At 75.3% G+C, this 18,844-nt stretch carries 9 protein-coding genes and 1 pseudogene; 7 read left to right on the top strand and 3 right to left on the bottom strand.

Annotated elements, in window-relative coordinates; genetic code table 11:
* Nucleotides 1–34: 34 nt before the first annotated feature.
* Nucleotides 35–1,411 (bottom strand): NDP-hexose 2,3-dehydratase family protein, encoded by a 1,377-nt coding sequence (locus ABUL08_RS12115; protein ID WP_350937511.1) that lies wholly within the window; start codon nucleotides 1,409–1,411, stop codon nucleotides 35–37.
* A gap of 256 nt (nucleotides 1,412–1,667) precedes the next feature.
* On the opposite strand from ABUL08_RS12115, the gene ABUL08_RS12120 reads away from it, so the two are divergent.
* The 6 genes from ABUL08_RS12120 (at nucleotide 1,668) to ABUL08_RS12145 (ending at nucleotide 7,334) form a co-directional block, all read left to right on the top strand.
* Nucleotides 1,668–2,423: a thioesterase II family protein gene (locus tag ABUL08_RS12120; RefSeq protein ID WP_350937514.1), complete on the top strand. Its 756-nt coding sequence runs from the start codon at nucleotides 1,668–1,670 to the stop codon at nucleotides 2,421–2,423.
* A gap of 70 nt (nucleotides 2,424–2,493) precedes the next feature.
* A complete protein-coding gene (locus ABUL08_RS12125) occupies nucleotides 2,494–3,720 on the top strand; it encodes a macrolide family glycosyltransferase (protein WP_350937516.1) in 1,227 nt (408 codons plus the stop codon).
* Nucleotides 3,720–4,718, top strand: coding sequence for an ATP-binding cassette domain-containing protein (locus ABUL08_RS12130; RefSeq protein ID WP_350937518.1), 999 nt, complete (start codon nucleotides 3,720–3,722; stop codon nucleotides 4,716–4,718). Before ABUL08_RS12125 ends, ABUL08_RS12130 begins: the two co-directional genes overlap by 1 nt.
* Nucleotides 4,715–5,518 (top strand): ABC transporter permease, encoded by an 804-nt coding sequence (locus ABUL08_RS12135; protein ID WP_350937520.1) that lies wholly within the window; start codon nucleotides 4,715–4,717, stop codon nucleotides 5,516–5,518. The genes ABUL08_RS12130 and ABUL08_RS12135 overlap by 4 nt, the downstream gene beginning before the upstream one ends.
* A gap of 98 nt (nucleotides 5,519–5,616) precedes the next feature.
* Entirely contained in the window at nucleotides 5,617–6,837 is a 1,221-nt protein-coding gene (locus tag ABUL08_RS12140) for an aminotransferase class I/II-fold pyridoxal phosphate-dependent enzyme (protein ID WP_350937522.1), read from the top strand.
* A 65-nt stretch (nucleotides 6,838–6,902) separates the two neighbouring features.
* The gene (locus ABUL08_RS12145) at nucleotides 6,903–7,334 is read left to right on the top strand and encodes a sugar 3,4-ketoisomerase (RefSeq protein ID WP_350937524.1); all 432 of its coding nucleotides are present in this window, start codon (nucleotides 6,903–6,905) and stop codon (nucleotides 7,332–7,334) included.
* Here the strand turns inward: ABUL08_RS12145 and ABUL08_RS12150 are convergent.
* Nucleotides 7,307–8,530, bottom strand: a complete 1,224-nt coding sequence (locus ABUL08_RS12150) for an alpha/beta hydrolase (RefSeq protein ID WP_350937526.1) — start codon at nucleotides 8,528–8,530, stop codon at nucleotides 7,307–7,309. The two genes, ABUL08_RS12145 and ABUL08_RS12150, sit on opposite strands and share 28 nt — an antisense overlap.
* Nucleotides 8,531–8,688: 158 nt before the next feature.
* Between ABUL08_RS12150 and ABUL08_RS12155 the strand changes: the two genes are divergently transcribed.
* A complete protein-coding gene (locus ABUL08_RS12155; RefSeq protein WP_350937528.1) occupies nucleotides 8,689–9,636 on the top strand; it encodes an acyltransferase domain-containing protein in 948 nt (315 codons plus the stop codon).
* Between the two features lie 110 nt (nucleotides 9,637–9,746).
* Here the strand turns inward: ABUL08_RS12155 and ABUL08_RS12160 are convergent.
* Nucleotides 9,747–18,773 (bottom strand): annotated as a pseudogene (locus tag ABUL08_RS12160) (SDR family NAD(P)-dependent oxidoreductase); the annotation flags it as partial.
* Between the last annotated feature and the right edge of the window lie 71 nt (nucleotides 18,774–18,844).

Consider the following 18,844-nt stretch of genomic DNA (forward strand, 5'->3'; position numbering starts at 1 on the left):
CGAACGTCCCCTGCGCCACGTACGCGCCGGCCGGTCAGTCCACGCAGGCGCGCAGGCAGGCGATCAGGCTGCGCGCCTGCACGTTGAGGTAGTGACGGTGCTGGAGCAGCCAGGTGATCTGGGGCAGCGTCGCCCAGCGGAACCCGTCCGGCTCTTGGTCCGGGTGGTCGTCGCCGACCTCGATGATCATGTAGCGGCTGCGGGAGTGGTAGAACCGGCCGCCCTCCTCGGACATCTCCGCGTCGAAGAGCACCCGACCCCGGCTGCGCAGCCGGTCCAGGTCCCGCAGCTGGTCCCGGACGAGGCCGGGCAGGTGGGCGTGGTTCTCCGGGGTGCCCTGCACGGTCGGGGAGAGTTCGATGGCGTCGAGGTAGCCGGGTTCGACCCGGGCCCGCAGCAGCGCGTGCAGGACGCCGTCGATCCGCTTGACCAGCAGGGCGGCCACCCCGACGCCGTGCGGCTCGATCAGCGGCTGGGTCCAGCCGGCCACCTCCCGGCTGTTGGCCCGGACGTCGACCGCGCGGACGCTGAAGAAGCAGCCCCGCTCGTGCGAGATGGACCAGTCCGACCGACGCCAGCCGGGCAGGTCGGCCAGGCCGACGACGGTGGTGTCGACGTCGTGCAGGGCCTGGTTCGTGGTGATCCAGTGCAGCAGCTCGGTGCCGGTGTGCACGCCGCTGTCCAGCGCCGGGCCGGGCAGGCAGGACAGCACGGTCCGGGCGTCCATGTTGACCCGGTGGTCGATGCGCAGCTGCTGCTGCACCTGGCCGAGGGTCAGCCAGCAGAAGTCGTCGCCGGCCTCCACCTCCGGGCCGACCTCGATGACCATGTTCCGGTTGCGCTTGCGGTAGAACCAGGCGCCGTGTTCGGACTGGAGCACGTCGGCGATCACCCGGTGCGGTGCGACCTGCCGGAACAGGTCGACGTACGGGACGCCGCGGCCCCGGTGCACGCCGGTGTAGTTGCTCTTGGTGGCCTGCACGGTCGGCGAGAGCTGGACGCCGTTCGGGTTGCCCGGCTCGGTCTTCGCCTGCATCAGCAGGTGCAGGACCCCGTCGATCTCGCGGACCACGATGCCGAGCAGGCCGATCTCGGCCTGTCGGATGATCGGCTGCCACCACTCCCGGACCGGGCCGTCGTCGACCCGGACGTGCAGGCCGACCACGGAGAAGAAGCGGCCGGTGTCGTGCACCAGGTTTCCGGTGCCCTCGGCGAACGACCAGTTCCGCAGGTCACGGAAGGGAATCGGCACGACCTCGTGCACCTGGGCGGCGAGTCGGTCGGCGAACCACTTCTCGAACTGCTCGGTGCTGGTGGCCACCCCGTCGACCGCGCTCGCGGACCGGGCGAGCCGCTCCTGCAACTGCTGCTCCTCGTGGCGGGGAACGCCGATTCCGGTGGTGGGCGGCATGGGAACCCTCTCCGGTTCGTGAGTCGTCTTCCCCGGTCGAGGCGACCGGGTGCGACCCGGGGCGGTGTCCCAGATGACCATGTGCGCCGCGGCCGGCCTAGGGACGGCGGGCGCACTCTAGGGGTTCACTCAGACCCGCAGCCCGGGCCCGCGACGGCCGGACACTCGGCGAATTTCCCTAGACTGCCGGCCGGCGGAGCGCCCCCGGGGCGCCGCCGCCGACATGCTGGCCGTGCTCGCGACCAGAGAGGGCAGCATGATTGACACCGATTCGTGGATCCGCCGGTTCTTCCCGAGTCCCCGCGCGGAGTTCCAGCTGGTCTGCCTGCCGCACGCGGGAGGCTCGGCGCCGTTCTACCACCCGGTGGCGCAGGCGCTCAGCCCGCGCGTGGAGGTGCTCGCCGTCCAGTACCCGGGCCGCCAGGACCGTCGGCGGGAACCGATGATCGGCACCGTCGGCGAGCTGGCCGACCGGGTGGCCGAGGCGGTCCGGGCCACCGTCGACCGTCCCTTCGCGATCTTCGGGCACAGCCTGGGCGCCACCCTCGGCTACGAGGTGGGCGTGCGGCTGGAGGCCGGCGGGCTGCGCCCCGAGCGGCTCTTCGCCTCGGGTCGGCGCGCGCCGTCGGCGCACCGGGACGAGCGGGTGCACCTGCGCGACGACGCCGGTCTGATCGCCGAGCTGCGTACCCTCGCCGGCACCGACCAGCGGGTCTTCGGCGACGACGAGCTGCTGCGGATGGTGCTGCCGGCCATCCGCAACGACTACCGGGCGGCGGAGACGTACCGGCACGCCGGTGGGGCGCGGCTGCGCTGTCCGGTGGTCGCCCTGACCGGCGACCGCGACCCGAAGGCCACCCTCGACGAGGTCGCCGCCTGGGAGACGCACACCGACGGCGGGTTCGAGCTGAAGACGTACCCCGGCGGCCACTTCTATCTGGTGGAGCACGCGGCGGACGTGATCCGGGTGATCGACGAGCGGCTGGCCGGGCCGGTCGCCGCCCGGCGCTGACCACCCGTCCGCTGTCCGCATCCCGCGCGGTGGCCCGGCCACCCCGCCGTGAAGGTTAGGAGCCGTCCCGATGACGCACGTCGCGATCTTCATGTTCCCCGGCTACGGGCACGTGAACCCGACGCTGGAGCTGAGCCGGCACCTGGTCGCGGCGGGACACCGGGTGACGTACGTGGTGGAGGAGCGGCACACCGCGTCGGTGACGGCGGTCGGCGCGCGGGTGGTCGACTACGCCTGGCGGCGGGACGCCACCGGGCACGGCGCGGTGTCCGGCGAGGACATCGGGGCGCTGGGCCTGGCCTTCCTGCGCGAGTCGATCGAGGTGATCCTGCCGCGTGCGCTGGCCGCCTTCGCGGCCGACGTGCCGGACCTGGTCCTCTACGACCTGGAGAGCTTCTTCACCGCCCGCACCGCCGCCCGCCGGTGGGGCCGCCCGACCGGGCAGCTCTTCCCGTACGTGGCGAGCAACGAGCACTTCTCGCTGGCGCTGGAGGTCTTCGACGGCGCCGGTGAGCACGTCCAGCAGTGCATCGACCTGGTGACCGCGCAGCTGACCGCCGACGGGCGGGAGCCGGACGAGGTGTGGTCGTTTCTGGCCAACTTCGACCGGCGGAACCTGGCGCTGCTGCCGCGTGAGTTCCAGCCGCGGGGCGAGACGTTCGACGAGCGGTACACCTTCGTCGGGCACAGCTTCGCCACCGACCAGCCGGGCACCGGCTCGTGGCGCCACCCGTCCGGCACCGGGCCGGTCGCGCTGATCACGCTGGGCACCGAGGTGAACGACCGGCCGGAGTTCTTCCGTACCTGTGGCGCCGCGTTCGCCGACGGGCGCTGGCACGTGGTGATGACGGTCGGGCCGGGCAACCTGCCGGCCACCGGGTCCGGTCCCGCGCACCTGGAGGTGCACGAGTGGCTGCCGTTCCGCGCGGTGCTGCCGCACGCGGCGGTCGTGGTCTGCCACGGCGGCATGGGCAGCGTACTGGAGTCGCTCTTCTTCGGCCGGCCGCTGGTGATCGTGCCGCACACGCCGGAGCAGACGCTCAACGGCGCGCGGGTCGCCGAGCTGGGGCTCGGCCGGGTACTGCCGCGCGACGAGTTCGACGCGGAACGACTACGGGCGACGGTCGAGCAGGTCGCCGACGATCCGGGCATCCGGGACCGGGTGGCGCGGATGCGCGAGGCCATGCTGGCCGCGGGCGGCCCGGCCCGGGCCGCCGAGGTGGTCGAGGGCTGGTTGCGGGAACGACCGGACGCCGACTGGGCGCTGTCCGGCCACGCCGTCGAAGGGGTGCAGTGATGAGGTACGCGTTCGAGACCGAGGGGCTGGTCAAGCGCTACGGCAAGGTCACCGCCCTGGACGGGCTGGACCTGCGGGCGAGCCCCGGCACCGTGCTCGGCGTGCTCGGCCCGAACGGGGCCGGGAAGACCACGGCGGTCCGCATCCTGGCCTCGCTGATCCGGCCGGACGCCGGCACCGCCCGGGTGGGCGGCTACGACGTGCTGCGCCACCCGCACGAGGTCCGCCGGATCATCGGCCTGACCGGCCAGTACGCGTCGGTGGACGCGGAACTGACCGGCACCCAGAACCTGGTGATGGTGGGCTGCCTGCTGGGCATGTCCCGCGGCAGGGCGCGGCGGCGGGCCGCCGACCTGCTCGACCGGTTCGACCTCGCCGACGCCGGTGGCCGCAAGGCGAGCACCTACTCCGGTGGCATGCGCCGCCGGCTGGACCTGGCGGTCAGCCTGGTCGGCGACCCCGCGGTCCTCTTCCTCGACGAGCCGACCACCGGACTGGACCCGCAGAGCCGGTTCCAGCTCTGGGACATCGTGCGCGATCTCGTCGCGGGCGGGTCGACGGTGCTGCTCACCACGCAGTACCTCGACGAGGTGGACCGGCTCGCCGACGACATCGTGGTGATCGACCAGGGCGTGGCGATCGCCTCCGGCACCTCCGCCGAGCTGAAGTCGAAGATCGACCAGCAGACCCTGGAACTCGTCCCGGCCGACCCCGCGTCGCTGGAGCGTTCCGCGGCGATCGTCGGGGAACTCGCCGGGGCCCGGCCGGTCCGCGAGGGCGACCGGCTGGTGCTCCAGGTCAACGACACCGGCCTGCCGGCGGCCGTGCTGCGCCGGCTGGACGAGGCGGGCATCGCCCTGGCCTCGCTGGCGCTGCGCCAGCCGAGCCTCGACGAGGTCTTCCTCTCCCTGACCGGCGGTCGCCGCCCCGCGGCACCGGACTCCCCCGGCGCGGACGACACCCGCCCGGGACACGACTCGACGGAAGGTGCGGCATGAGCGCGATCGCGGAGGCGCCGGTACGGCACCCGCTCGGGCCGGCGGCGGTGGTCCGCAACTGTCTGACCCTGGCCTGGCGCAACCTGACGCACCTGCGCTCCAACCCGGTGGAGATCATCGGTTTCGCCGTGGTGCAGCCGGTGATGGTGATCGTGCTGCTGGTGTACGTCTTCGGCGGCGCGATCTCCGGCGACTCGCACACCTACCTCCAGTACGCGCTGCCCGGACTGATCGCGCAGTCCGCCGTCCTGACGGTGCTCAGCAGCGGCGCGGGCCTCAACCAGGACATCACCAACGGGGTCTTCGACCGGCTGCGCAGCCTGCCGATCGCCCGCTCCGCCCCGCTGGTGGGCCACCTGCTCGGTGACCTGGTGCGCTTCTTCGGCGGCCTGGTCATGCTGCTGACCTGCGGGGTGCTCCAGGGTTTCGAGATCCGTACCGACCCGCTGCGGACGCTCGGCGCGCTCGCCCTCGCCGGCGCGTTCGGGATGGGGCTGGCCTGGATGTCCATGCTGATCGGCCTGCTCGCCAAGTCCGCCACCACGGTGCACCTGTTCAGCAGTGTGCTGCTCTTCCCGCTCACGTTCGGCAGCAACGTCTTCGTCAAGACCGACACCATGCCCGGCTGGCTCGCGGCATGGGCCGACGTCAACCCCATCTCCCACGAGGCCAGCGCGATGCGGGCGCTGATGTCCGGGGGTCGGGTCGGCAACTCCGTGTACTGGACGCTCGGGTGGGCGCTCGGCCTCACCCTGGTGTTCGCGCCGCTGGCGATCCGGGCGTACCGACGCCGGATCTGACCACGCGGCGGCGCGTCGCGGGTCCGCAACACCGCGCGCCGCGCCGACTTCGCTGACGAGCTCACGTGCGATATCCCGCTCGCAGAAAGAGCGTTCGGATGACATCTGACACACAGCGGCTCGCCCTGTTCGGCGCGGCCCCCGCCTTCGCGGCGGGCCGGGTCGTCGGGCGGCCCAACCCGGTCGACCGGGACCGGTTCCTGGCCCGGATGAACCGTGCCCTGGACAGCGAGTGGCTGTCCAACATGGGCCCCCTGATGTACGAGTTCGAGGCGCGGATCGCCGAGCTGGCCGGGGTGCGGCACTGCGTCTCGGTGTGCAACGCCACGGTCGGCCTGCAACTGCTGGTCGGCGACCCGGCGACCGGCGGCGGCCCCGGCGACGAGGTCATCGTGCCCGCGCTTACCTTCGCCGCCACCGCCCACGCGGTGTCCTGGCGGGGTCTCACCCCGGTGTTCTGCGACGTCGACCCGGTGACCGGTCTGATCGACCCGGACCACGTCGAGCAGCTCATCACCCCGCGTACCCGGGCGATCATCGGGGTGCACCTGTGGGGCCAGGCCTGCGACGCGACCCGGCTCGGCAAGATCGCCGAGAGCAACGGGGTGCGGCTGTACTTCGACGCCGCGCCCGCGGTGGGCTGCTCCTACGGGGACACGCCGGTCGGCGGTCTGGGCGACGCCGAGGTGTTCAGCTTCCACGCCACCAAGATCGTGCACAGCTTCGAGGGCGGGGCGGTGGTCACCGACGACGACGCGCTGGCCGCCCGGCTGCGCGCCGCCCGTAACTTCGGCTTCGGCCCGGACGGCGCGGTGCACCTGGTCGGCACCAACGGCAAGCTGAGCGAGGCGTCGGCCGCGATGGGCCTCACGTCGCTGGAGACGCTCGACGAGCTGGTCGCCCGGAACCGGGCCACCTACGACGAGTACCGCCGGGCGCTGGCCGGCATCCCCGGGGTACGGGTGCTGGAGTTCGACGGTGCGAACCGCAACAACCACCACTACCTGATGGTCACCGTGGCGGCGCAGGAGAGCGGGCTGCACCGGGACGTGCTGCTCGACGTGCTGCGCGCCGAGAACGTGGGGGCGCGGCCGTACTTCGCGCAGCCGCTGCACCTGATGCAGCCGTACGTCGGCCCGGACACCCGGTCGCTGCCGCACGCCGAGTCGCTCTGCGGGCGGCTGCTCGCGCTGCCCACCGGGCCGCAGGTCGACGCCGCCGACGTGAAGGTGATCAGCGAGATCGTCCGGACCGCGGTACGGCACGCGCCGGCGGTGGTGGCGCGGCACGCGGACGTCACGGGAGCGGCCCGGGAGTAAGCGGGGGGGCACAGCGTCCCCGGCCCCGCAGGGGACGGGACGGTCCATTGACGAGAGAGGTGGCGATGGCGGCGAGCATCACCGGGACGGCGGTCGGCAGGACGAAACCCTGTCGACTCGTCGAGATCGAGCAGCACACCGACGACCGGGGGAAACTCTCGGTCGTCGAGGGCGGGTCGACCGTCGGTTTCCCCATCCGGCGGGTGTACTACCTGCACGACACGCGCAGCGGCACCGAGCGGGGCGGGCACGCGCACCGCGCGCTGGAGCAGCTGATCATCGCCGTCCACGGCAGCTTCACCGTCCGCCTCGACGACGGCCGCCAGCGGGCCGAGTACCACCTGGACGACCCGGGCACCGGGCTGTACGTCGGGCCGATGGTCTGGCGTGACCTGGTGGACTTCTCCGCGCACGGGGTCTGCCTGGTGCTGGCGTCCCAGCACTACGACGAGTCCGACTACTACCGGAACTACGACGACTTCCTGCGCGACGTCTGATCCGTGCCGGCGACCCGGGCCGGCGCTGCGCCCCGCGGCGTGGCCCGGGTCGCCAGCACCCAGGCGGTGAAGGCCTCGACGCCGTCCACCACCGCGTCGAAGCGCAGCGAGTGGAACAGGTCGAACGCGTGCTGCGCGCCGGGCAGCTCGACGTAGACCACCGGGTTGGCCGAGACGCCGCGCAGCCGCGCGACGAACTCGCGGACCCCCTCGACCGGCACCATGCCGTCCCGGTCGCCGTGGGCCACGAGGAACGGCGGGGCGCCCGGCCCGGCGTACGCCTCGGGTGCCGAGGGCAGCCGTGGGTCGGCGGTCAGCGGGCCGTAGTAGCCGTAGAGGCAGACCGCGGCGGTGACCGAGGTGTCGGCGTCGGCGAAGCCGGGCTGGAAGACGGGGTCGTTCGGGGTGAGGGCGGACATCGCGGCGAGGTGGGCGCCCGCGGAGCTGCCGGCGACGACGATGGTGTCCGGGTCGCCGCCGTACTCGTGGGCGTGCGCCCGGACCCAGGCGATCACCTTCTTGGCGTCGATCAGGTGCTCGGGGAAGCCGACCTGCGGGCGGAGGCGGTAGTTGGCGCTGACGCAGAGCCAACCCTGGCCGGCGAGCCGGTAGATCAGGGGGCGCGCCTCGCGGTTCTTGCGACCGCTGAAGAAGCCGCCCCGGTGCAGGTGGATCAGGATCGGTGCGCCGGTCGGCCGGGACCGGTGCCGGTAGACGTCGAGCAGGTTGCGGGTGCCGGCGTCGCCGTAGCGCAGGTCGGCGATCCGCTCGACGTCGGACCGCCGCACCGCGAACGGCGCGAGGAGGATCCGCAGGATCGGGCGGTGCCGGCGCAGGCGGCGCAGCGCCGGGGCGCCCACCCGGTCCCGCCAGCCGGCGCCGAGGGCGTCGGTGAGGGCGTCCCGGACCGGGCGGGTGGCACGGGCACCGCGTACGGCGACGACCGCCAACCCGACGGCGGTGAGCCCGGCCAGCGCGACCACCACCCAGCCGCCCGGCGGTGCGATGTCGCCCTCGGCGAAGGTGAACACGGTCGCGGCGAGCAGCCACCAGCCGGCCAGGAACGGCTGCTCGTTGACGGCCAGTCCGAACCAGAAGCTCATCCGCCCGAGCGGCCGCGGCCGGCGCGGTGCGACGGCGGCGAAGAAGGTGAGCCAGGCGACGAAGGCGACCGTCACGAGATAACCGATCGGCATGAGCGGGACAGTACCAACGCCGCCGCCGGGTCACCGGCAACCGCGCACCGGACCGCCGGAAACCGGCCGCGGGGCGGGCGAAGTCTGGGAGAGTCCCTCGATTCCCCTCCGTAGCCTGGTCGCCGATCGTGAACTCCTTCCCCAGTTGAGGTGGCGTCGTGGCCCTCGCGTCCCTGTTCGGCACGAACCTGTTCAAGTACGAGCCGGGCGGGGTGCTCGACTTCCACGCCGCGTACCCGGCGGTGCGCGAGTCGTTCGCCCAAGCCGCGGCGTGGACCGGCGTGGACGTGGACCTGCTGCTGCGGCAGGACGGCGACCACGTCGACCAGTCGGAGCAGATCCGGGTGGCCTCGATCGGGCTGGCCGCGGCGCAGCTCGGCATCCAGGACGTGCTCACCGCGCAGGGACTGCGCCCGGCGATGGTCGGCGGGTTGAGCCTGGGCGGCCTGGTCGGCGCGTGCGTCGCCGGCGCGGTCGGGCGGCGGGAGCTGATGGAGCTGCTGGCCCGGGGTGAGCACCGCCCCGAGCGGGACGACGCCGACCGGGCCGAGGGGATCGCCTCGGCGTACCTGCCGCCGGACGCCGACCCGGAGGCCGAGGTCGCCGGCCGCGACGGGGTGTACGTCAGCAGCGACTTCGGCACCGACACGGGCGGCCGGGTCCGGATCGTGATGCTCAGCGGCTACCGGGACGCGTTGGAGAAGTACGCCGCCGAACAGCCGGCGGGCATGGTCACCGTCACCGAGGGGGCCGACCTGGCGGTGCACAGCCCGCTGCGGGAGGCGGCCCGGCAGCAGAGCCGCGCGCACCTCGACGGGGTGACCTTCGCCGACCCGGTGCTGCCGGTCTGCTCCTGCCTGGAGCAGCGGACCCTGCGCACCGCCGACGAGATCCGCGAGATGTTCGTCGACAACGTGGTCAAGCCGATCAGCGTGGTCCACGTCAGCCGGGAGATGAAGCGGCACGGCGCGCAGCTCGCCCTGGTGGTGGGCCCGTCCCCGGTGATGAACGCCCTGCGGTACCCGTTCCCGGCCGTCTTCGTGGACTCCCCGGCGGCACTGCCCCGGGCCGTCGCCGCCGTCTTCGAGCACGGCGTGGTGCTCTGACCCCACCGGCGGGAGGTGCCGGGCCGGTGGGAGCGGGCGGACCGTTTCCCCCGACCGCCCGCTCCCGCCGGTGTCTACCGGCCGGGACGCGCGCCGATCCACTCCCGCACCGCCTGCGCGGTGGTGTCGGCGTGCGCCTCCAGCATGGTGAAGTGGTCCCCCGGCACGTCGACCGTGCTGTCGGCGTCCGGCCACCGGGTGCGCCACGGCGCGCCGGCCGCCACCGAGGGCAGCGGCGAGGCGGCCCGCACCAGCAGCGTGGGCACCGGTGACGGGTCGGCCCGCCACCCCTCGAACAGGTCGAAGTACCAGCTCATCGCGGTCAGCCGGGGAAAGTCCATCGGGGCCAGCGCGTCCTGGCGGGCGTACATGCCGCCGACCAGGGCGTCGCGGAACGGGTTGAGCGCCGACTCCACGGTGGTCGGTGGGTAGGTGTCGATCAGCACCAGCGCCGCCGGCGGGTGGCCGGCCGACGCCAGCCGGGCCGCCACGTCGTGCGCGAGCACCCCGCCGGAGGAGGCGCCGACCAGGACGTACGGCTCGTCGCCGACCACGTCGCCGACCAGCGCGGACTGCACGTCCACGACGGCCGACCGGTCCGCCGGCAGCGGGTCCGCCGCGGCGAACCCGGGGTTGGGCAGCGCCCACAGGGTGCGTTCGCCCCGGAACCGGGCGGCGAAGCGCACGTACTCGTGCACGCCGCCCCGCGCCACATAGGAGCTGAGGCAGACCAGCGGGGTGCCGTCGCCGGAGCTGAGCCGGACCGGGGTGAGCCCCCGGGTCAGCTCGGCGACCGAGTCGGACGTCGGCCGCAGCCGGGCGGCGCCGCGCAGGAACGCGAAGCCCGCCCCGGTACGCCCGGCCAGGCAGGCGTCGCGGAACAGCGCGCCGACCGTCCCGGTCGGGTCCGGGTCCGTCGCGCCGGTCGGGGTCGGCGCCCCGGTCGCCGGTGCGTCGGCGGCGAGCGCCGTGCGCAGGTGCCCGACGATCCGGCGCGGACTGGGCTGGTCGAAGACCAGCGTGGGCGGCAGCCGCAGCGCGGTGGCGGCACCGAGCCGGTTGCGCAGCTCCACCGCGGTGAGCGAGTCGAAGCCCGCGTCGCTGAGCAGCTGATCGGGGGTGACGCTGCCCGGTTCCGCGCCGAGCACGGTGGCCACCTCGCGGGTGACCAGGTCGAGCAGGAGGCTCTCCTGTTCGGCGTCGCTCCGGCCGGCCAGCCGCTGCCGCAGGTCCACCGATCGGGGTCCGTCCGCGTCGACGCTGCGACGGGCCGGCCGGCGCCGCAGGCCGCGCAGCGGCCCGGGCACCTGCGCCGGCAGCGCGGCCTGGTCGAGCGCCGCGGCCACCAGGACCGGCTCGGCCAGCTCCCGGGCCGCGTCGAAGAGCGCCACCCCGCGTCGTACGTCGAGCGGGCGCATCCCGTCGCGGGCCATCCGGGCGCGGTCGGTCGCGGCGAGCGTGCCGGCCATGCCGCCCTCGTCGGCTGTCGCCCAGAGCCCCCAGGCCAGGGCGGTCCCGGGCAGCCCCCGGGCCCGCCGGTGCCCCGCCAACGCGTCGAGGAACGCGTTCGCGGCGGCGTAGTTGGCCTGGCCCGGTCCGCCCAGCACACCGGCGACGGAGGAGAAGAGCACGAACTCGGCGAGGTCGGCGTCGCGGGTCAGCTCGTGCAGGTGCAGCGCCGCGTCGACCTTGGGGCGCAGCACCCGGTCGACCCGCTGCGGGGTCAGCGCGCCGAACACGCCGTCGTCCAGCACCCCGGCGGCGTGCACGACCGCGGTCAGCGGCCGGTCCAGGCCGGCCAGGAGGGCGGCGAGCGCGTCCCGGTCGGCGACGTCGCAGGCGGCGACGTCGACCCGTACGCCGACGTCGGCGAGGTCGGCCGCGAGTCGGGCACCCGCCCCGGTCGGGTCGCCGCCGCGGCCGAGCAGCAGCAGCCGGCGGGCGCCCCGATCCACCAGGTGCCGGGCGAAGACCCGGCCGAGCTGGCCGAGGCCGCCGGTGACCAGCACCACCCCGTCCGGGTCCAGCGGGGTCACCGGGCGGGTCGGCACGACGCCCACCGCCCGGGCCAGCCGGGGCACCCGTACCGCCCCGGCCCGCAGGGCGAACTGCTCCTCGCCGGACTCCACGGCGGCGGCCACGGCGCGCAGCACCGCCGGATCGGGGACCGGGTCGGCGGCCGGGTCGAGGTCGACCAGGACGATCCGACCGGGGTTCTCGGTCTGCGCGGAGCGGACCAGCCCCCACACCCCGGCGTGGGTCAGGTCCGGCAGGTCGGCGTCGGGCCCGACCCGGACCGCGCCCCGGGTGGCCACCACCAGCCGGGCGTCGGCCGGGTGCTCGTCGGCCAGCCACGCCTGGGTCAGCCGCAGCACCCGGTGCAGGGCGTCGTGCACCGCCTCCGCCGCCGGCACCTCCCCCGTCGCCGTGCCGACAGCCGGCAGCAGGACGAACTCCGCCGACCCGCCCCCCGGGTACGCGGGCAACCCGGTCACGCCGTCCGCGTCCGCCTCGGCGAGCATCGCCCAGCGCCGGTCCCGGACGTCAGCGGTCACCGGCAGGATCGGCCAGTCGAGGTGGAACAGCGCCTCGCGGACGGTGGCCGGGACCCCACCCGCCGGGCTGGTCGAGACGGCCCGGGTCCGCAACGCCCCGATCGTGACCACCGGCCGCCCACCCGCATCGGTGGCCCGTACGCCCACCCCGCCGTCGCCGGTGGGTCGCAGCCGCACCCGCAGCGCGGTGGCGCCGGTGGCGTGCAGCCGCACGTCGTGCCAGGAGAAGGGGAGGCGCGGGCCGCCCCCGTCGACCGGCGCACCGGTGACGATGTCGGCGTGCAGGGCGGCGTCGAGCAGGGCGGGGTGGAGCCCGTACCCGTCGGCGGCGACGGGGAGGGCGACCTCGGCGTACACCTCGTCGGCGCCCCGCCACACCGCCCGCAGCCCCTGGAAGGCCGGGCCGTAGCCGTGTCCCTGCTCCGCGAGCCGGTCGTAGGTGCCGTCCAGCGGCACCGCCTCGGCCCCGGCCGGGGGCCAGACGTCCACCGTGGATGGTGTCGCGGCGGGATCGGGCGGGGCGGCGGCCAGCACGCCGCTGGCGTGCCGGGTCCACACCGTGTCCACCTCGGCGCCGGCCTCCTCCGGGCAGGTGTGCACGGTGACCGGCCGGCGGCCCGCGTCGTCCGGCCCGCCCACCCGCACCTGAAGCCGGACGGCGCCCTGCTCAGGGATCACCAGCGGGGTCTCGACGACCAGTTCCTCCAGCACGTCGGCGCCGACCTCGTCGCCGGCCCGGACGGCCAGTTCCACGAAGCCGGTGCCCGGGAAGAGCACCGTGCCGGCCATCGCATGGTCGGCGAGCCACGGCTGGCTCCGGCCGCAGATCCGGCCGGTGAGCAGCACCCCGTCGGTGTCGGCGAGGCGGACGGCCGCACCGAGCAGGGCGTGCCCGGCCGGGCGCTGACCGAGCGCCGCCGGGTCGTCCGCCCCGGGCCGGGCGTGCAGCCAGTACGACCGCCGCTGGAAGGCGTACGTGGGCAGGTCGACGCGGCGTGCCCCGGTGCCGGCGAGGACGGCGGCCGGGTCGAGGTCCACCCCGGCCACGAAGAGCTCGCCGACGGCGCTGGCGAGGGCCTGCGGCTCGCTCAGGTCACGCCGCTGGGCGGCCACGAAGGCCACCTCGTCGTCGGTGACGTCCGGCAGGCAGTCGCGGGCCAGCGCGGTGAGTACGCCGGCCGGCCCGATCTCCAGGAAGGTGCGCGTCCCCGCGTCGTGCAGGGCCCGTACGCCGTCGGCGAACCGGACGGTGCGCCGGACGTGCCGCACCCAGTGCTCGGCCGTGCCCAGCTCGTCGGCCCCGACGAGCCGACCGGTCAGGTTCGACACGACCGGCAGGCGCGGCGGCGCGAAGGTGACGCTCTCGGCGACCTTGCGGAAGTCCTCCAGCATGGCGTCCATCAGCGGCGAGTGGAAGGCGTGCGAGACCCGCAGCCGACGGGTCGCCCGCCCGGCCGCGGCGAGCTGCTCGGCCAGTCGCAGCACGGCCGCCCGGTCACCGGCGACCACCACCGCCTGCGGGCCGTTCACCGCGGCCAGGTCGACGCCGTCGGTCAGCAGCGGACGGACCTCGTCCTCACCGGCCCGGACCGACACCATCGCCCCGTCGTCGGGCAGCGCCTGCATCAGCCGACCCCGCGCGGCCACCAGCGCCGCCGCGTCCTCCAGGGTGAGCACCCCGGCGACGTGGGCGGCGGTCAGTTCGCCGATCGAGTGCCCGCCGACCGCGTCCGGCCGTACGCCCCACGAGGTGAGCAGCCGGAAGAGCGCGACCTCGAACGCGAAGAGCGCGACCTGGGTCCAGCCGGTCTGGTCCAGCAGCTCCGGCTCGTCGCGGACCACCTCGCGCAGCGGCCGGTCCAGGTGCCGGTCCAGGGCGGCGCAGACCTCGTCGTACGCCTCGGCGAAGGCCGGGTGAGTCGCGGCCAGCGCCTCCCCCATGCCGGGGCGCTGCGCCCCCTGGCCGGTGAAGAGCACCGCCAGCCCGCCGTCGCGGACGCGACCGGTGCGGACCCGGGCGAAGTCGCCGCCCACCAGGGCGGCCCGGTGTTCCAGTCGGGCCCGCCCGGTGGCCAGGGTGAACGCCACGTCCCACGGGTCGAGCCCGGTGGTCGCGTCGGCCAGCCGGTCGAGCTGGGCATGCAGCGCGGCGTCGCTCTTCGCCGACACCAGCCACGGCGCGGCGGTCGGGTCGGCGACGGTGCCGGTCGGCGGGTCGCTCTCCGGCGCCTGTTCCAGGATCAGGTGGGCGTTGGTGCCGCTGACCCCGAACGACGAGACGCCGGCCCGGCGCGGTCGGCCGGTCTCCGGCCAGGGGCGGGCCCCGGTCAGCAGCCGGACCGCGCCGGCGGACCAGTCGACGTGCCCGCTGGGCTCGGTGACGTGCAGCGTGCGCGGCAGCAGGCCGTTCCGCAGCGCCATCACCATCTTGATCACGCCGCCGACCCCGGCGGCGGCCTGGGTGTGGCCGATGTTGGACTTCAGCGAGCCGAGCCAGAGCGGGGCGGTGGCGTCCCGGTCCCGGCCGTACGTGGCGAGCAGGGCCTGGGCCTCGATCGGGTCGCCGAGGGTGGTGCCGGTCCCGTGCGCCTCGACCGCGTCCACGTCGGCGGCGGTGAGCCCGGCCGCGGCGAGCGCCTGGCGGATCACCCGCTGCTGGGCGGGGCCGCTCGGCGCGGTCAACCCGTTGCTGGCACCGTCGGAGTTGACCGCGCTGCCCCGGATCACCGCCAGCACCGGGTGGCCGTGGCGGCGGGCGTCGCTCAGCCGTTCCAGCAGGAGCAGTCCGGCGCCCTCGGCGAAGGCGGTGCCGTCGGCGGTGGCGGAGAAGGCCCGGCACCGGCCGCCCGGCGAGAGGGCCCGCTGCCGGCTGAACTCCACGAACGGCGACGGGGTGGCCATCACGGTGACCCCACCGGCCAGCGCGAGGGTGCACTCCCCCGACCGCAGCGACCGGGCGGCCAGGTGCAGCGCCACCAGCGACGACGAGCAGGCGGTGTCCACGGTGATCGCCGGCCCCTCCAGGCCGAAGCTGTAGGCGATCCGACCGGAGGCGACGCTGCCGGCGCTGCCGTTGCCGAGGTAGCCCTCGACCCCGTCGGGCACCCGGTCGGCCAGCCGGGTGCCGTAGTCGCCGAACATCACCCCGGCGAAGACGCCGGTCCGGCTGCCCTTGACCGAGGTGGGATCGATGCCGGCCCGTTCGAACGCCTCCCAGGCGCACTCCAGCAGCAGCCGCTGCTGCGGGTCGGTGGCCAGCGCCTCGCGGGGGCTGATGCCGAAGTGGGCGGCGTCGAAGAGGTCCGCGTCGTACAGGAAGCCGCCCTCGGCGGCGTAGCTGCGGCCGGCGGCGTCCGGGTCGGTGTCGAAGAGGTTCCCCAGGTCCCAGCCCCGGTCGGTGGGGAACGGGCCCAGCGCGTCGGTCTCGTCGGCCACCAGCCGCCACAGCGCCTCGGCGGAGTCCACCCCGCCCGGGTAGCGGCAGCCGACCGCCACCACGGCGACCGGTTCGTCGGTGCTGTCGGGCGGCGCGGCGGCCGGCTCGTCGCTGCCCGACCCGAACAGTTCGGTCAGCAGGTGACCGACCACCGCGTCGGGGGTCGGGTGGTCGAAGGCGAGGGTGGCCGGCAGCCGCACCCCGACGGCGGCGGAGAGCCGGTCGCGCAGCCGGACGGCGCTCATCGAGTCGAAGCCGAGGTCCTTGAACGCGGTGTCGGTGCCGACCCGGTCGGTCCCGTCGAGGCCGAGCACGGCGGTGATCTCGGCGCGGACCAGGTCCACCAGGATCCGGGTCCGGCCGGTCGGGTCGGCGGCGGCCAGCCGGCGGGCCAGCAGCACGGCGTCGGGTCCGGCGGCGATCCCGGGTCCGACCAGCGCGCGCAGCAGCCCCGGCACCGGCCCGGGCAGCGGTGCGGTCAGCTCCGGCCGGGCCGCCACCAGGGCCTCCGGGTCACCGGCGACCGCCACGTCGAACAGGGCCGTCCCCTGCTGGCGGGAGAGGGTGCCCCGCCCGGCCCGGTCGGTCCACGGGGCCCACGCCACCGAGGTGGCGGGTCGGCCGGCGGCGCGGCGGTTGCGGGCCGCCGCGGCCAGCCAGGCGGTGATGGCGGCGTCGTCGCCGGTGCCGTCGACCCCGGGCACGTCCGCGGCCCGGGAGCAGGTCACCAGCAGCCGCAGCGGCTGCGCGGCGACCAGGTCGTGCAGCTGCGCGGCGGCGTCCAGCCGGGCCGGCAGCGGCGCCGTCGGGTCGTCCAGGGCCAGCACCCCGGTCAGCGGCCGGTCCAGGCCGTCGAGCAGCGCGGCGAGGGCGCCCGGGTCGGTCGGCGCGCAGTCGGGGACCGACAGTTCCACGCCGTGCCCGGCCAGCTCCGCGGCCAGGCGTACGACGGTGGGGTGCGCCGCGCCGCCGGGTACGGGCAGCAGCAGCCGCCGGACGGCGTACCGGGTGACGAGGTGCCGGACCAGGTCCGGGCCCGGGTCGGTGGTGACCCCGGTGACCAGGACGACGCCGTCCGGGTCCGGTTCGGGCGGTTGACCGCCGGTGGGCGTGGCCGGCACCCGGGTCAGCCGGGGGGCGAGGACGTCGTCGCCGCGCAGCGCCACCTGCGGCTCCCCCGCTCCGGCCGCCTCGACGACCCGGGCCGGGTCGAAACAGACCCGGGGGTCCAGGTCGACCATGACGAGGCGGTCCGGGTGCGCCGCCTGCACCGACCGCAGCAGCCCCCACGCGGGGGCGTGCGCCACGTCGCGGACCTCCTCGTCCGGCGTGGCGGCCACCGCCCCACGGGTCACCACCACCAGCCGGGTGCCGGCCGGTGGCTCCTCGGCGAGCCAGCGTTCCACCAGCTCCACCAGCCGCCGCAGGGCCGGGTACGGGTCACCGGCCGCGTCCGACAGGCAGGGCAGCAGGACGACGTCGTACGGGCCGCCGTCGTCGTCGCCGTAGCGGGTCCAGCGGGCGGGGGCGGCGTCCCGCACCGGCGGCACCGGCGTCCACTCGGTACGCAGCAGCGCGTCGTGGACGCTCGCCGCGCCGAGCCGGAGCCGGGCGGGCAGGTCGAACAGGGCCGGGCGCAGCACCTTGCCGATCGCGGTACGCGGGATCCGGTCCACCTCGTACACCTGCTCGGGGACCTTGAAGTAGGACAGCTCGCGGCGGCAGGTGGCGATCACCAGGTCCGGGTCGACGCCCTGCGGGCCGGGCACCACGAACGCCACCGGCACCTCGCCGAGCAGTTCGTGACGCTGCCCGGCGACGGCCGCCTCGACGACCCCGGGCACCCCGGCCACCACGTCCTCGACCTCGCGGGGGTGGATGTTCTCCCCACCCCGGATGATCAGCTCCTTGACCCGGCCGGTGATGGTGAGGAAGCCGGCCGCGTCGCGGCGGGCCAGGTCGCCGGTGCGGTACCAGCCGTCGGAGAGCACCTGCGCGGTCTCCTCGGGGCGGCCGTGGTAGCCGAGCATCACCGCCGGGCTGTCCACCCAGACCTCGCCCTCGCCGCCGGCCGGCACCTCGTCCCCGGTACGCGGGTCGGTCAGCCGCAGGGTCAGGCCGGGCACCGGCAGGCCGCAGGAGCCGGGGACCCGGGGGCCGGTGGGCGAGTTGGTGGTGATCGGGCCGCCGGTCTCGGTGCTGCCGTAGCTGTCGATCAGCCGGACCCCGAGGGTGTCCGCGAAGGACTCGTGCAGGGCGGCCGAGCAGCCCGAGCCGGCCACCATGCAGACCCGCAGCGCCGAGCTGCCCAGGCCGCCGTCGGCCCGGGCGGCCTCCAGCACGTGCTGGTAGAGCGTCGGGACGCCGCAGACGAAGGTGGTCCGGTCCTCGCGCAGCACGGTGACGATCTCGTCGACCGCCAGCCCGTCCATGATCCGGGCGGTGGCGCCGACCGCGATGACCCCGAGCACGCCGAGGTTGTGCGACACGGTGTGCGACAGCGGCAGCGGCCAGAGCACCCGGTCGTCGCCGTCGAGCCCGAGGATCGGCGCGTAGCAGGCCGCCACCCCCCACATCGACCGGCGGTGGGTGGAGAGCACGCCCTTGGGGCGGCCGGTGGTGCCGGAGGTGTAGAGCATCCAGGCGGGGGCGTCCAGGTCCGCGTCGTCGCGGGCCGGCGCCGGCGGCTCGCCGCCGGCCAGCTCCTCGAACCGGCGTACGCCCTCCGGGGCGGCGTCGTCGCCGGTGAGCACCACCCGCAGGTGCGGGTGGCGGGGCCGCAGCCGGGTGACCTGGTCGAGGTGGACCGGGTCGGTGACCAGCACCACCGCGCCGCTGTCGGTGAGCAGGTGGTCGAGTTCCGCGTCGGTGGCATGCGGGTTCAGCGGTACGCCCACCGCGCCGGCCCGGGCCACCGCGACGTAGCTCTCCACCGTCTCCACCCGGTTGCCCAGCAGCAGCGCGACCCGGTCACCCCGGTCCGCGCCGAGCGCGGCGAGGTGCCCGGCGAGCCGGCCGGTCCGCTGCCACAGCTGCCGCCAGGTGACGGCGCGCCGGCCGTCGGCGAAGGCGGTCCGCTCCCCGATCCGGTCGGCGTGCTCCGCGAGCAGTTCGTGCAGCGGCCTGATCAAGTCGGTGCGCAACATGCCGCCGCTCCTCGGGGGATGTCGAAGTGACGCGGACGCGCCGTCGGGCACCGCCGGACCAGGGGGTCGTT

The sequence above is a fragment of the Micromonospora sp. CCTCC AA 2012012 genome (genome assembly GCF_040499845.1).
GTDB lineage: Bacteria > Actinomycetota > Actinomycetes > Mycobacteriales > Micromonosporaceae > Micromonospora > Micromonospora mangrovi.

Bases quoted from the DNA above. Each gene is read 5' to 3' on its own strand.
- ABUL08_RS12115 (WP_350937511.1), bottom strand. From the start codon at position 1,411: ATGCCGCCCACCACCGGAATCGGCGTTCCCCGCCACGAGGAGCAGCAG.
- ABUL08_RS12120 (WP_350937514.1), top strand. From the start codon at position 1,668: ATGATTGACACCGATTCGTGGATCCGCCGGTTCTTCCCGAGTCCCCGC.
- ABUL08_RS12125 (WP_350937516.1), top strand. From the start codon at position 2,494: ATGACGCACGTCGCGATCTTCATGTTCCCCGGCTACGGGCACGTGAAC.
- ABUL08_RS12130 (WP_350937518.1), top strand. From the start codon at position 3,720: ATGAGGTACGCGTTCGAGACCGAGGGGCTGGTCAAGCGCTACGGCAAG.
- ABUL08_RS12135 (WP_350937520.1), top strand. From the start codon at position 4,715: ATGAGCGCGATCGCGGAGGCGCCGGTACGGCACCCGCTCGGGCCGGCG.
- ABUL08_RS12140 (WP_350937522.1), top strand. From the start codon at position 5,617: ATGACATCTGACACACAGCGGCTCGCCCTGTTCGGCGCGGCCCCCGCC.
- ABUL08_RS12145 (WP_350937524.1), top strand. From the start codon at position 6,903: ATGGCGGCGAGCATCACCGGGACGGCGGTCGGCAGGACGAAACCCTGT.
- ABUL08_RS12150 (WP_350937526.1), bottom strand. From the start codon at position 8,530: ATGCCGATCGGTTATCTCGTGACGGTCGCCTTCGTCGCCTGGCTCACC.